Origin of the sequence: Chondromyces apiculatus DSM 436, assembly GCF_000601485.1 — a bacterium.
Taxonomy (GTDB): domain Bacteria; phylum Myxococcota_A; class Polyangia; order Polyangiales; family Polyangiaceae; genus Chondromyces; species Chondromyces apiculatus.
Genome location: NZ_ASRX01000025.1, coordinates 1 through 14,585, shown reverse-complemented (window position 1 = coordinate 14,585; position 14,585 = coordinate 1). Strand labels below are relative to the sequence as shown.

The following is a 14,585-nucleotide window of genomic DNA, read 5'->3' as shown; positions in this document are numbered from 1 at the left end:
GGGGGGAGGTTATCCTAAGTGCAAATACCTGGCCCAACGCGGGGCAACTCCAGGTTCCTCTGGGCCACCAGAGAGGGGTCGAGGGGCTCTCCAGGAAGGATCGGCCAGGGGTCGGAGATGGGCCAGAACCGCCTCGACAGGCCGAAAAGGGGACTCGGTCGCTCCCTACACCCCCTCACCACAGGAATGCCGATCGTGATAAGGTCGGGCGCGTGTCGACGGTGATCTGCCCGCAGTGTGCGAACCCGTGCGAGCAGACCCATAAATTTTGCCCCGTCTGCGGGTTTCCTGTCTCGGAGCTGAACCGCCGGACGGAGGATCCGCTGATCGGTACCACCCTGCCGGGCAACTACGTGCTCCTGGAGCTGGTGGGCGTCGGCGGCATGGGTCGGGTCTACCGGGCGGAGCAGAAGGCGCTGGGCCGGACGGTGGCGGTGAAGATCATTCACCCGCACCTGCTCGGGGATGAGAGCGCGTCGGTCCGGTTCATCACCGAGGCGCGCGCGGCGAGCCGGTTGAATCACCCGAACTCGGTCGGGGTGATCGACTTCGGCAAGAACGGCGGGCAGCTCTACCTGGTGATGGAGTTCCTGCGGGGGCGAGACCTGGCGCGGGTCATCTACGAGGACGGGCCCCTCGGGTTCAAGCGGATCGTGGACGTGCTCTGCCAGGTGCTGGCGGCGCTCGGGGAGGCGCACCACCTCGGGATCATCCACCGCGATCTGAAGCCGGAGAACGTGGTCCTGGAGCCGATGCGCTCCGGGGGCGACTTCGTGAAGGTTGTGGACTTCGGGCTGGCCAAGATGCTCGCCGACATCACCTCGACCGGGATCACCAGCCCGGGGATCGTGTGCGGGACGCCCGACTACATGTCTCCGGAGCAGGGGCGCGGGGATCCCATCGACGCGCGCAGCGATCTCTACGCGGTGGGGGTGATCCTGTTCCAGCTCCTCACAGGGAGGCTGCCGTTCGAGGCCGAGTCGCCGACCCAGGTGGTGCTGATGCACCTGTCCCTGCCGCCGCCGAACCCGGCGCTGCTCTCACCCGATCGCGAGATCCCGGAGGCCCTCATCGAGGTGTGCCTGCGGGCACTGCAGAAGGACGCGAACCGCCGCTACAAGGACGCGGAGGAGCTGGCGGAGGCGCTGCGCGGGGCGCAAGCGACGTTCGACACGCCGTCGGGGCGCTTCATCTGGAGCGAGGCGACGGTGACCTGCACGGCCTGCCGCGCGGTGGTGCCGCGGGGGCAGAAGTTCTGCGGGGAGTGCGGGGCGCGGATCGTGGCGCCGCCGCCGGCCGCGGGGGCGCGCCCGCTGCCGCAGCCAGTGAACCGGAAGGAGGTGGCGCCGGCGTCGAACGGGACGCGCCTGCCGCTGCCGTTCTCGGCGCGCGAGGCGGACCTGGAGTGGCTGGAGTCGTGCCGGATCGACGTGCAGAGCGCGGTGATCGCGGCGCGGATCGTGGGCGAGTCCGGGGTGGGCAAGACGCGGCTCGCGCAGGAGTTCTTGCGCCTCTGCGAGGCGGAGGGGGACGTGGTCATCCAGACCGGCCCCGATCCGTGGTCGGCCGACGTGAGCTACTACGCGCTGCGCTGGGCGATCATCGGGCTCGCGGGGCTCCCGCTCGATGGCGGGACGCCCGCGGAGTGGGCCGGGGCCTCGCCCGAGGCGCGGCGTGGGCTGCTGGAGGTCTTCGGGCGCGGGGAGCGGTCGAACGATTCGCGGCGGCTCCACATGTGGTCGAAGCCCCCCGCGGGGATGCTGTCGCCGGAGGACCGGCGGTTCATCGCGGCGGAGGCGCTGCGCTGGGCGATCTCGGCCGCGCACCAGACAGCGCCGCGGCGGCGGGTGCTCCTGGCCATCGACGATCTGCACGCGGTCGATGGTGCGAGCCGGGGGGCCTTCATCGACGCGGTGACCGAGCCGCCGCTCGTGCCGTTGCTCGTGCTGGCGACGCACCCGCCGGAGTTCGATCCCGACTGGGGGGGCTGGGTGCGCACCCTGGAGGGGCTGCCGGAGGCGACGGCGACGGCGCTGCTCAAGGGCTCGCCGAACGCGGACCTGCGGGCGGCGCTCCAGGCGGCAGAGGGCGAGGAGCCGCGGGTCTTGCCGCTCTACGTCGACCAGCTCGTGCGCTTCGGCATGGAGGGCGGGAGCAACCCGCCGGCGGGCATCGCCGATCTCCTGGCGGCGCGCATCGAGCGGCTGCCGCAGGATGCGCGCCGCACGCTGCAGGCGCTGGCGGTGGTGGGCGACGCGGCCGATCCGCCGACGCTCTCGCGCCTCTTGCCGGACATCGGCAGCTTCGAGCCGCTCCTGTCGGCGCTCTCCTCCGCGGGGATGATCGACGCCTATCCGGCCGACGTGGCCCGCTACGGGAGGGTCGGTGCCTCGCCGCTGCGCGGAGGGGGCGGTAGCCGAGCGTCGCGGTTCCGGGCGAGCCACCCGCTGGTGCGCGACGTGACGCTGGCGACGATCCCGGCCGGGGTGCGGCGTGAGCTTCACGCGCGGGCGCCCGTGGACGACATGGGCGATCCGCTGCCCCTGCCGATCGAGGTGCAGGCGCTGCATGCCTACCACGCGCAGAACTCGTTCGAGGCGCTGATGCTCATCGAGCAGATGGCGGACCGGGCGACGTCGCGGGGCGATCAGGGCGGGACGGTGCGCGCGCTGCGGCGGGGGCTGGAGCTGTCGCGGCAGGAGATGTTCCGGGGCGAGATCGACGACCCGCTGCGGGCGGTGCTGATCTTCAGCCGGAAGCTCGGGGAGGCGCTGGCCCGCGCCGGGGATCTCACCGACGCCGACGGGGTGCTCCGCGAGGCGCTGGACCTGGCAGGGCCGGGCGGCACGGACCGGGCGATGGTGCTGGGGTCGCTGGCGTTCGTGGCGCGGGAGCGCGAGCGCACGAGCGAAGCGTCCGTCTACCTGCGGGAGGCGCTGGAGATCGCGCGGCAGAGCGCCGAGCCGGATCTCGTGCACTCCCTGGACACCATGCGCCGCGAGTGGCTGGCGCGGTGAACGGGGCGTCGTGAGCACGGACGATACGCGCGAGGACAAGGTCGCCGCGGGCTCGGGCCCGGCGGGGCCGACGTTCGTGGCGCGGTGGGATCTCGACAAGACCTACCTGCGCACCGATTTCGACACGCTGCGGGACCTTTTGCGCACGGCGGTGGAGCGGCCGGACCAGAAGCGGACCGTGCCCGGCGCGGCGGCGCTCTTGCGGGAGCTGGGGCGCGCGGGGGTGGAGACGCACATCCTGTCGGGGAGCCCCGATCAGCTCCGCTCGCGGATCGTGCAGAAGCTCCGCCTGGACGGGGTGCGCTGGGCGAGCCTGACGCTCAAGCCGAACCTCCAGAACCTCCTGAGGCTGCGCTTCCGGGCGCTGCGCGGGCAGCTCGGGTACAAGCTGCCGGCGCTCCTGCGGGGTCGGTGCGAGCTCGTCGCCCAGCGCGATGGATCCGGGGCGCTGGTGCGGGAGGTGCTGCTCGGTGACGACGCCGAGGCCGACGCCTTCGTGTACTCGCTCTACGCCGACGTGTGCGAGGGCAAGGTGAGCCTGGAGGATCTCACCCGGATCATGCGGCTCGGGCACGCCTACGGGGACACCATCCTCGATGCGCGGCGCTTCGCGAGTTACGTGGAGAAGGGGCCGGTGGTGGAGAGGATCCTGATCCACCTCGACCGGCAGTCGTCGCCGTCCGACTTCCGGATCTTCGGCGGGCGCGTGGTGCCGTTCTACAACTACCTGCAGGCGGCGCTGGTGCTCCACGAGGGAGGGCGGATCCCGCCCTTCGGGGTGCTGCGCGTGGCGCAGGATCTGGTCGTGGCCCACAACTTCGACGGGGCGGCGCTGGCGCGGAGCTACCTGGACCTATCGCGGCGCGGGCACGTCTCGGGGCGGGGAATCCCGGAGATCGTCGCGGCGTACGAGGAGTTGACGCAGCGGCGGGTGGGGGGCGCGAGCGATCTGCGGGCGATGGTCGCGGAGCTGGAGCGCATGGCCGCGGAGCTGCGCCCGCCGGTGGAGCGGCCCTCACAGCCCGTGGACTACGAGGCGCTGGCGACGGTGCACAACCCGCGGGTGCGACGGCACAAGCGCCGATAAGCCCCTGGTGCGTCTCTGGTCCCTGGCAAGTCCCTTGCGGGTCCCTGGCGAGCCGCTCTCTGTAGGCAACGGGGGTAGCGACCAGCGGGAGCGTAGGGGCCGACAGGCCCCTGATCCAGGGTACGCAGTACTCAGAGCCAGGCGTTGTTGAGGATCTCGCCGACGCCGCCGGCGCCGGGGACGATGTACTGGTGCTCGTTGAGGCCCCGCTCCTCCTCGACGTGGGTGCCTGGCTCGGTGCGCAGCACGCGTGTCGGGGAGAGGCCGCGGTCGAGGCGGAGGGCGTAGATCTGGAGGTCCGGGTGGGACTCGTGCACGCGCCGGATGTACTCGGGCGTGACGATGAGGTGCATCGCGATGCACTTCGACGGCTGCCCTTCGAGCGCCGTCTTGTAATACGAGACGGCGCTGACCATGGAGGAGCCGGTGGCTCCCATCGGGTCGGGGAAGAGGACGATGCGCTCGTCGACGTCGCGGCCGATCTTGGCGTCGTGCCAGGTTGCTCCGGTCACTGTGCCCTCGGCGTTGGTCTGACGGCTCATGAAGAGGTGGTCCTGGCGGACCAGGGCCGGATCGAGCACCTCGTTCATGAGGTCGTAGACCACCTGGGATGGCATGGTCCCTGCCCTGGCAATGCCCACCGTGACGGCCTTGGTGGAGCGGGAGAGGGCGGTGCCGCGGTAGATGGCTTCGGGGTGAGAGGCGATCATCCGGGTGGGGACGTCCACCCTTGCGCGCGGGAACTCGGCCGCAAGCACGACGCGGGCCAGCACCTGGTACAGCATGGCGACGAGACGCCCGACATCTGGCTGAGCCGTCTCCGGGGAGCAGACGCGAGCCAGCAGCGTCCAGGCCAGGGGGTCGTCGAGCAGGTGAACGCCCGGCCCGTACCCGTGGGCCAGCTCCGGGGCCCTGAACCGGCTCTCAGCGTACGCGACGTCGATCATCGTTTTTCTGTTACACTACTTGAGCCGGCGCGCGGTATGCGTTGGGGCGCGTGCCAGGACCCCCAGCGTCCACTGGGGCTCCGATCGAGCTTGGGACCACAGCGGGTGGTGCCAGGGCTGACGGTGCGCTCGGAACACGCGAAGGTCCGCCAGGAGTGGATCTTCATTGGACTCGCAGAAGGAAGGGATCTGTGGATAGCGACCTGGCCGAGTCGGTTGCGGCGCTCAAGGACATCTTCGCCCGGCGAGGCATCCCGGCGACTTTTGGCAAGACGGACCCGCCGATCATCGACGAGCTGCGCAAGACGCTGCGGGTTCCCTCTCGTTACCGTGCATTTCTGCAGGAGGCCGACCCGGTCGACGTGGAGACCGTCACCCCCGTGGAGCGGGTGCGTCTCATCCCGGCCAGCAGGCTCGCCGCCGAGCAGATCGTGGACGGCACGGGTGAGGGCGCAGTCCCGGGGTGGCGCAAGAGCTGGGTGCTCATCGCCCGCAGCGCGCTGCTCGGCGACCCCTACTTCCTGGATGTCTCCAAGCTGGACGCCGAAGGAGATTGCCCGGTCTTCACCTGCATGACGGGAACCGAGTCGCTCAAGCCGGAGCTGTGTGCGTCGAGCTTCCAGCAGTTCCTGCGGATCCTGGCGACCTCCATGGAGGTGGCGATGGGCTTCGGGGAGACGGGCCTCGACGACGAGGACGAGTCGATCTTCCGCGAGGCGCTCGCGCCGAAGATCAAGACGATCGACTCCGCCGCCCTCCGGGCCGGCCACTGGACGTGAGCGCCGATCCGCGTCGTGCGGGACCCCACTGGCACCCCTGACGAGCCGCCCGAGGCTCACGGCACGACGGCCGGTGCCGGTCCAGGCGCGACCGTGCCTCAGGAGCCGCTGCCCGTCGCCGTGACGCCGGAGAAGGCGCACGCCCCCTCCACGCCCACGACCCGCGACGACGATGCGCCGCCCCCGCCCCTCCACGAGGCACAGGCACAGGCGCAGGCGCAGGCGCAGGCGCTGCAAACGTCACAGGCAGCGCAGGCAGAGCAAGCAGCGCGCGCCCTCGCTCCGCTCGCGGGCTCCCTGCCCCGGCGCGCGGCGCGGCTCGGCGCGGGGACGGTCGTCGACCACAAGTACGAGATCGAGCGGGTGCTCGGCGAGGGCGGGATGGGGGTCGTGTACCTCGCCCGCGACGTGCACACCGGGCTCCACGTGGTGCTCAAGGCGGTGCGGCAGGAGATCGCGCACCGCCGCGACACGCGCGCCCGCACCCTGGCCGAGGGGCGCGCGCTCGCGCACATCGACCACCCGAACGTGGTGCGGCTCAACGCCGTCGTGGAAGAGCAGGGCTCCCTGTGGCTGGTGATGCAGTACATCGAGGGCGAGAGCCTCGATCGGCTCATCGGCCGGCGCGCGCACGAGGGGCGCCCGCTCGGGGTGGACGAGACGCTGCGGCTGTTCCGGCAGATCGCCGCAGGTGTCGGCGCCGCGCACGGGGAGGGCGTGATCCACCGCGATCTGAAGCCCGCCAATGTGATGGTGCGCGCGAAGGACGGGGTCGCCAAGGTCACCGACTTCGGGATCGCCAAGGAGGAGGCCGACGCGATCGCGGGGCGCGGGATGACGCGCGGGATCATCGGCTCGCTCTACTACATGTCTCCGGAGCAGGTGGTCGGCCGGCGCGATCTCGACAAGCGGGTCGACATCTACGCGCTCGGGGTCCTGCTCTACGAGATGCTCGTGGGGCACGTGCCGTTCGACGCGGACAGCGACGTGGAGATCATGCGCAAGCAGCTCGACGCACCACTGCCCCGGGTGAGTGACGAGCGCCCCGAGGTCCCGGCCACGGTCGACGCCTTCCTCCAGCGCGCATGCGCCAAGGACCGGGCGGCCAGGTTCTCGAGCTGCGACGAGCTGATCGCGGCGCTCGACGCGCTCGGGTACGCGGTCGCGCCGTCACCCCCGACGCATGCGCCGACGTTCACGGTGGCCACCGGCGCGACGGCTGCGCGCGGCGGGGCGGGGGGGCCGCTGGCGACGGCGGCGACGGCGGCGACGGCGGCGACGATGGCAACGGGAGCGGCGGTGGCGCTGGAGCAGGCGCCCTCGAAGACGGACGCGACCGCCTCGACCACCGCCCCCGAGATCCACCTGCCTGCTCCCAGGGAGGCGCGCAAGCCGGGGTGGAGGCGCGCGCTCGCCGTCCTCCTGGCCATCGTCGTGCTCGCGGCCGGAGCGGCCGGGATCCTGGTCGTGGGAGGGCTCCTCCCCGCGACGGACAAGGCACAGCCGGAGCCCGCCGTCGTCCCCGCGACGCCCGCGCCCAGGAGCAGCGTGACCGCGGCGCCGGAGGCGGGCCGGGTGTCGACGACGCCCACGCTCGCAACGCTGGAGGGCGCCTGGACGAGCAACAGCCGGGATTTCGACGCCGTGATGAGCGGTGACGTGCTCGAGTTCCGCGTCCACGACGCCGAGCAATTCACGCCGCAGGACTACGAGGCCGGCGAGGTCCGCTTCTCGCTGCGGGCCCTGCCGCAGGAGCCGGAGGTCTTCGCGGTGGAGGATCACCTGCGCTTCATTCCGCCGGTGGGGCTGAGCTTCGACGCGATGCGCGCCCGCGGCACCTGCCAGGACGTGCGCAGCAGCGCCGAGGATCGGCCCCTGCGCGCGCGCTACGACGGCAGCCGCCTCAGCGTGGAGTTCGCGCGCATCGAGCCGGAGAGCACCAATTTCCTGGTGACGGGGGGCAAGGTGGTGAGCTGCCGCGGCCTGGGCGCCCTCAAGGCGACCCGGGTCCTCAGCGTGCTTACGCGTCCTTGAACCTCCAAAGCGCGACGCCTTGCCAGGAAGCACTGCGTGACGGCTGGCGAGAGCGGTTCGCGGGAGTGGGGCCCCGACGGGATTCACTCCCGGCGGGGTGAGGGGACGCGAGTCCCCTCGTGGAGACTCAGATCCCGCCGACGGCGGGGATGGGGCGGGGCTTGGCGGCGTGGGTCACACCGCATTTGACGGTGGTCGTCGCCGACTGAGCGCTGGCGCGGCCGCCGCCGAGGAGCAGAGGGGAAGCGATCTGCCGCGCTGCGGCGTCCACGTCGGCGGCGCCCTTCGCGGGCACAGGGTTGCCGCTCATGTCGAACGCGGACAGGGTCTGCGTCACCCCGCGCGCGATCTCCCGGTCCGGGAAGGAGAGCGTCACCGTGACCCGCACCATCGCGGTCGATCCCTCCAGGATCCCGAAGCTCAGCGGCTTGTTCGCGAACCCGCTGCAGAACGCGGCAGTTCCCGCGCCGCCGGGGGGCCCGTAGCTCGCCGAGACCCAGCTCGCCACGTCGATGGTCAGCTCGTCGGAGCCCGACCCCTGGGCGTACTGCACGCACTGACCGCGCTGCGGGTCCCAGATGGATCCGGTCTGACAGCGCACGGACTTCGCGCACGCCTGACCGTTCCAGGTCTCGTCCGGGGCGCAGGTCTGCGAGAGGGGGACGCAGGCAGCGGTCGGTCCGTCGACGACGAGGCGGGTGCCCTCGGGGCAGCCGAGCACCTCGCCCTGCCCCACGGAGACGCCCATCCCGCTCGCAACCTGGTTGACCTGCTCGCGGGGGACGCACAGGCCTGTGCTCTGATCGATCTCGTCTCCCGGGCGGCACTGGTCCTGCGCGCACCCGGTGTCCTCCCAGTGACGGCCCCGGCCGCAGTAGGCGTCGGCCTCCTGCTTGGTGAGGCACTGACCTGCGACGGGGTTGTGGCCCTTCAGGCAGCGACAGCGGTTCTGCTGCGTGTCGAAGGCGGCGCCTTCACCGCACGACGACAGCGAACACCGGCAGTTCTTCCCCTGGCAGACCTTGAGAAAACACATGTCGCCCCGGCATCCCGCCACCGCCGCGACGACCGCAGTCGCCGCGAAGGCCGTGAGGACTGCCGCGCGGAGGATGCTGCGGGGCGCGTGGATGAGCCTTGAAACCGAGGGATCGGAGCCGAGTGAGCGCATCGAGCGCGACCGTAGCACCAACGCTCCGACCAACGCTCTCGGCGAAGGAAATCCCGGAGAAGAAGGCACTTTCCAGCAGTGGTGCTCACTTGCCACCGTTCCCACGGGTAAGTCCGTGTGTTACGTAAGGTCAGAGACTGACGACGCGCTTACGGGTGCGGCCCGAGGGCTGATCAGGATCTACCTGCCGTCATCTTGACCTTGACGCTGCCTTTCCACCTTGTGCGTCGCCCCACCGCTGGCCTCGTGGTCAGGGCGGGTACGCACGCGATCGCGTCGGCGAGCCAGGCCTTCCTGGCAGCGGGCTGCCCGGCTCGCTGCGCCGCCGCTACTTGCTGCACGGCCACCCGACCCGGCCTCGTGGAGATGGAGGATCGTTAACAAGGGGGGTCAAAGAGCTAACGGCTGACTCGCGTCATCGCTCGGCATTGACATACAAACTGAGTGATTTCATCGATCTACATGATGGCATCAGTGTTGCTTCAGAGTTGGGATACGGGCGCCCCGCGGGCGCTGAAGGCTTTTCGTGGTTGGACCCATGGTTCGGCCGTGAAGGAGGAACCTCGATGAGATGGATGTGGACACGGGCGCTCCTCTGCGGCGCTCTCGGCCTGGCTGCCGGGAGCACGTCAGGGTGCGCGGTAGAGCGCGAGCCCATCAACAGGGTGCAGCCCAACGCACTGGCGAAGTCGTTCTTCGTCGGCGCGAACCTCCAGAGCCCGGATGACGATCCGGAGTTCTGGACGCGCGCGATGGTCGTGGACGTGGGGTACGGCGCGGCGCAGGACGGCCTCTTCTCGGCCTCCTACGCGCAGGCGGAGATGACCCGCATCAAGTGGCAGATCACCGAGGACGTGCTGATCGGCCGCATCTCTTACGAGCGCATCGAGGGCACCGACGGCAAGGGCGTCGGCGGGAAGGCGAAGGAAGGCGTCGTCGCCGTGGCCTTCAAGATCCTGTCGCACTTCGACATTCGCCGTGAGTACAACCCGACCACGGGCGAGGAGCTGAACATCGTCGGTGAGAACACCAGCGATCGCGCCTGGAACGAGCGGGAGTACATGAGGGTCGACTTCTCGGAGAACCTCAACACCGACTCGTACGACTTCGACACCCTCAGCCTCATCGGCCTCTACGGCGGCGTGGAGTACGAGCCGCTGGCGTACTACGTCAACGACCCGAACGACGCCGACGCTCCCCATTTCGACTCGGGCAGCGGCTACTTCGACATCACCACCAAGGCCTTCGCCAAGCCGCAGCTCATCGACCTGTCGAGCCTCGGCTGGGGCATCGACAAGTTCCCCGCCTGCTACCTCGACAACGACTTCATGGGCGGCGGCGCTCCCACGGCGACCTGCAACCCGGTGGAGCTCACCATCCGCCACTCGTTCCGCCGCGTGGAGAACCGCGACTACGAACCGAAGGACTGGGACGGCTACCAGTTCCAGGCCTACGGGCCGTTCCTCAAGGAGCGGAAGGGCTACTCCCGCAACTACGGGATGACCGACGAGAAGTGGCACCGCTTCGCCACGCTCTACAACATCTGGGAGCGGAGCCACTACTACAAGAGCCCGGCGCAGATGACGGGCGCCGTGGAGTGCTTCACCCCCGAGACCACCGCGTACGGCGCCGATCCGAACCGTGACGACGACGGGAACGGCACCTCCGACGAGTGCGAGGCGGTCACGGAGGCCACCGGGTTCGCCGGCGCGCGCTGCGACACCTTCAACCAGAAGTGCACCCTGCCCTACCAGGCGCGCACGGAGGTCCCGCAGATCTGGTACGTGACCGAGGGCTCGAACTACGAGTACTTCGACGGCACCGACTGGGCGACCCACGAGTGGGACGTGGCGCTCCGCAGCGCCGTCCAGGTCGCGAAATACGCCGAGTGCGCGCGCACCGGCGGACCTGACTGCGCGACGCGCTTCCCCGTGTGGCACGGGCAGCACGACGACAACGCGGACGCCGTGGCGCTCTCGCGTGAGGTCGACGACTGCCGGAACGGCAAGGCGTACGCGGGCGAGGACTGCAACGCCGTCGCGGACCGCATCGGCGGCGAGCGAGGCTACGACCCGGCCGTGATCGACCTGGCGAAGAGGCCCGAGATGCTGGTGCTCTGCCACAGCCCGGTCGAGTTCAACGACCCCGAGGCCTGCGGCAACGAGTCCGAGCGCCTTCCGCCCCACATCACCGCCGCCGACTGCAGCGAGGCGATCACCAGCGGCGACAAGGGCACGGCCTTCCTGTGCCGTCAGGCGAAGTCGGTGCGGATGGGCGACCTGCGCTACCACACCGTGAACCTCTTCACGGCGCCGCAGACCCCCTCGGCGTGGGGTATCTACACGGACTCCGAGGACCCGCTGACCGGCGAGAAGGTGAGCGCATCCATCAACGTGTGGACGCACATCAACGACCTCTGGAGCCAGGGCGTCGTCGATCAGCTCCGCTACATCAAGGGCGAGCTGAAGACCGAGGAAGTGACCAACGGCACCAACGTCCGTGACTGGTCGGCGGCGAGCGAGGCAGCCAAGAGCGGCGGCTTCCAGCACGTCAGCCGGGCGGAGCTGGACAGCAAGCTCGAGGCCCTCACCAGCGCGACGACGGCGATCCCCACGGCGATCAACGACGCGACGCTGAAGGCGAAGATCGGCGAGCTCAAGGCGCAGCTCCAGGGCGTGGCGGCCGACGCGAAGGCGGCGACCACCTCGCAGCCGATCTACAACGTGCGCCGCCAGAACGCGCGCGACACCCAGTTCGAGGCGCAGCTCCTCACGCCGGCGATGCAGCAGTACGCCGGGGTGGACGGCATGCCCGCCACCGACGGGATGATGAACATGGCCTCGCCGCTTCGGGGCATGAACCCGAGCGTGATGCGCCAGATCAAGCAGATGAAGGAGCTCGCGCTCGCCGAGCGTGGCTCCTGCGCGATGGGCACGGAGATGGCCGAGGCGCCGATCTCCATGGTGGGCCTCGGCGACGCCCTCCAGGCGAAGTTCGGCGCATTCAACGCCGAGGACGACAAGGCGACGCAGCAGGCGCGCGCCGAGAAGATGCGGCGCTACCTCGCGCAGCGCGCGCACTTCGCGGTCATCGGCCACGAGATGGGTCACTCCATCGGCGAGCGCCACAACTTCGTCAGCTCGTCGGACGCCTTCAACTACCGCCCGCAGTACTGGCAGCTCCGCACCAGGAACGGCAAGGTCAACGCCGAGTGCACCGACCTGGTCACGGACGGCGCGGGCTGCGTCGGGCCGCGGTACTTCGACCCGATGACCCAGGAGGAAACCGACAACCTCCTGTGGATGTTCATGAGCTCCTCCACGATGGACTACGCCGGTGAGAGCAGCCAGGACATGCTTGGCCTCGGCGCGTACGACTTCGCGGCGGCGCGCATGTTCTACGGCGACGCGGTGGCGGTGTTCAACGACACCAACAACTACGCCGCCAACAAGACCCGCGGGAAGAGCCTGATGTCCTGGAAGATGGACAACTTCGGCGGCATCGTCGGCATCTCGCCCGAGGCCAACGGGCAGCCGATCCACTACTCGCAGATCCAGAAGAACTACGACGTCATCGACTGCGGTCCTGGCGGCAACGGCTACTGGTCGGGCGACGACACCGCCGTCCAGATGTTCAAGCCCGCCACCTGGGACGAGGAGAAGGACGGCGTGTGGCACCCCGTCATCGACGGGCACATCGTCAAGGTCGACGGACAGTACAGCCGCTGCAAGCAGCAGCAGGTCGACTACGTGCCCTACCGCTCGCTCCGGATGCCCACGAGCGGCGAGGCCGGCCAGTTCTACCGCGGCGGCCCCGCGGTCGACATCAACAAGCGCGTGCGCGTGCCCTACGGGTTCGCCACCGACCGCTGGGCAGATCTCGGCAACCTCTCCGTGTACCGTCACGACAACGGCGCGGACGCCTACGAGCTGTTCAGCTTCTTCATCACGCAGCAGGAAGTCGGTCACATCTTCGACAACTACCGCCGCGGGCGGCACACGTTCAGCGTCCGGGGCGCGGCGAACCGCACCCTCGAGCGCTACAACGCGAAGATGCGTGACGGCGCCAAGGGCCTCGGGCTGCTCTACAACATCTACAAGGACTTCGCGCTCGAGAGCTCGTACGAGTTCAACACCCTCTGGCCGTTCATCGCCTCCGCGAACTACAAGGACAACATCCTTGCCTCGGGCCTCGCGTTCGACCACTTCACGCGGATGATGGCGCGCCCCGAGCCCGGCGTGCACTGGAGGCCGAGCTACGACACGGTGTACCGCGCCGCGCAGGATGCGTACGGGAGCCCCGGCACCCTGGATCCCACGGTCACCGTGCCCAACGGCGCCACCGGCTACTACGGCGACGTCTCCTACGGCGGCAAGCCCCTCGGGAACGCGCTCGCGGAGCAGTACGGCGAGTACGACTCCGAGTACACGATGAACGCCGGCGCCTACTACGACAAGGTCTGGACGCCGATGCTGATGACCGAGTCGGTCGACAACTTCATCAGCGACTCGCGCACCGACTTCCTCGACGCGCGCTACCGCTCGGTCTCGCTCGCGGATCTCTTCCCCGAGGGCTACCGCCGCTGGCTCGCGAACAACCTGACGCTCGACGACGAGATCAAGGGCGTCCGCGTCGCCGCCAGCGCCACAGGGGTCCCCGAGAAGGATGGCGATGGCTTCCCCTCCATGGCCATGGGCTGGACGTCCTGGTGGACCGACGGTGGTCCGCAGTCCTGCTTCCCCAGCAACGGCACCACGGTGTGCAGCGTCTACGCGCAGCCGTCGAGCGACCCGTGGAACCCGCAGGCTCCTGCGAACACCGCGATCCTCGACCCGCAGGTCGGCTGGGAGCAGCAGAAGTTCCTGATCGCCATGACCCTCGGGTACCTGCCCGAGAACCAGAAGCGCACCTGGCTCAACCAGATGATGATCTGGGAGCGCCAGACGGACGTGGAACCGGCATGGCAGAACCGCATCGAGCTCCACTACCCCGACGGCGCCGTCTACCTGGCGCGGACCGAGGGCAAGGAGACGATCTTCGGCAAGTCCGTGCAGCGCGGCATCGCGGCGCGCATGCTCGAGTACGCCAACGAGCTGATGGCGAAGGCGTACGTGACCCAGTCCGTGACCCTGAACGGCACGAACTGGTACGAGCCGGTCCTGTCCAGCCAGGGCAAGCCGATCGTGAAGTACGATGCCACCATCAAGAACATCACCCCGGAAGGCAACGAGGCGCCCACGAAGCCCGGCTGCCAGCCGAAGACGGGCACCATGACGGACGAGGCCGCGTACGGAAACTGCGAGTGCGAGGCGAACCGCGCCTGCGCTCAGCTTGAGAGGTACGTGCCCACCATCGAGTTCATGCGCCAGGCGATCAGCGCCTACCAGCTGTGCGTGAACGACGACGTGAAGGGCATCTACGACCTCCCGTCGTGCGGCAACTGAGCTGACCTGAGCAGCTAATCCCGAGCGGCCACGGTGGCTTCGGCCCCGTGGCCGTCCGCTTTTTGTGTCCTCATTCATACGGCAGGGGCTCGCGCCCATCGAGGAGGAG

Annotated in this window: 7 protein-coding genes; 5 read left to right on the top strand and 2 right to left on the bottom strand. The window is 69.6% G+C overall.

The window, feature by feature from the left end:
- Positions 1 to 212 precede the first annotated feature (212 nt).
- Together CAP_RS44855 and CAP_RS17545 are read left to right on the top strand one after the other, a co-directional pair.
- On the top strand, positions 213 to 3,017 hold the full coding sequence (locus CAP_RS44855; RefSeq protein WP_052375438.1) for a protein kinase domain-containing protein: 2,805 nt from the start codon (positions 213 to 215) through the stop codon (positions 3,015 to 3,017).
- A 10-nt stretch (positions 3,018 to 3,027) separates the two neighbouring features.
- On the top strand, positions 3,028 to 4,104 hold the full coding sequence (locus tag CAP_RS17545; protein WP_081864986.1) for an HAD family hydrolase: 1,077 nt from the start codon (positions 3,028 to 3,030) through the stop codon (positions 4,102 to 4,104).
- A 131-nt stretch (positions 4,105 to 4,235) separates the two neighbouring features.
- On the opposite strand, the gene CAP_RS17540 is transcribed toward CAP_RS17545, so the two are convergent.
- Positions 4,236 to 5,051 carry a uracil phosphoribosyltransferase gene (locus CAP_RS17540; RefSeq protein WP_044242447.1) on the bottom strand — a complete coding sequence of 272 codons (816 nt, stop codon included), beginning with the start codon at positions 5,049 to 5,051 and terminating at the stop codon, positions 4,236 to 4,238.
- 191 nt (positions 5,052 to 5,242) lie between these two features.
- On the opposite strand from CAP_RS17540, the gene CAP_RS17535 reads away from it, so the two are divergent.
- Positions 5,243 to 5,830, top strand: coding sequence for an SMI1/KNR4 family protein (locus tag CAP_RS17535; protein WP_231511537.1), 588 nt, complete (start codon positions 5,243 to 5,245; stop codon positions 5,828 to 5,830).
- Positions 5,831 to 5,923: 93 nt separating this feature from the next.
- Positions 5,924 to 7,864 carry a serine/threonine-protein kinase gene (locus tag CAP_RS17530; protein WP_081864997.1) on the top strand — a complete coding sequence of 647 codons (1,941 nt, stop codon included), beginning with the start codon at positions 5,924 to 5,926 and terminating at the stop codon, positions 7,862 to 7,864.
- A gap of 127 nt (positions 7,865 to 7,991) precedes the next feature.
- Here CAP_RS17530 and CAP_RS17525 read toward each other — a convergent pair whose 3' ends face one another.
- Positions 7,992 to 9,032: a hypothetical protein gene (locus CAP_RS17525; protein WP_156040891.1), complete on the bottom strand. Its 1,041-nt coding sequence runs from the start codon at positions 9,030 to 9,032 to the stop codon at positions 7,992 to 7,994.
- A gap of 566 nt (positions 9,033 to 9,598) precedes the next feature.
- Between CAP_RS17525 and CAP_RS17520 the strand changes: the two genes are divergently transcribed.
- Positions 9,599 to 14,476, top strand: a complete 4,878-nt coding sequence (locus CAP_RS17520) for a zinc metalloprotease (RefSeq protein WP_044242445.1) — start codon at positions 9,599 to 9,601, stop codon at positions 14,474 to 14,476.
- Positions 14,477 to 14,585: the final 109 nt, after the last annotated feature.

Excerpts from the sequence above, each read along its gene's own strand:
- CAP_RS17540 (WP_044242447.1), bottom strand. The coding sequence starts at position 5,051 with ATGATCGACGTCGCGTACGCTGAGAGCCGGTTCAGGGCCCCGGAGCTG.
- CAP_RS17525 (WP_156040891.1), bottom strand. The coding sequence starts at position 9,032 with ATGCGCTCACTCGGCTCCGATCCCTCGGTTTCAAGGCTCATCCACGCG.
- CAP_RS17520 (WP_044242445.1), top strand. The coding sequence starts at position 9,599 with ATGAGATGGATGTGGACACGGGCGCTCCTCTGCGGCGCTCTCGGCCTG.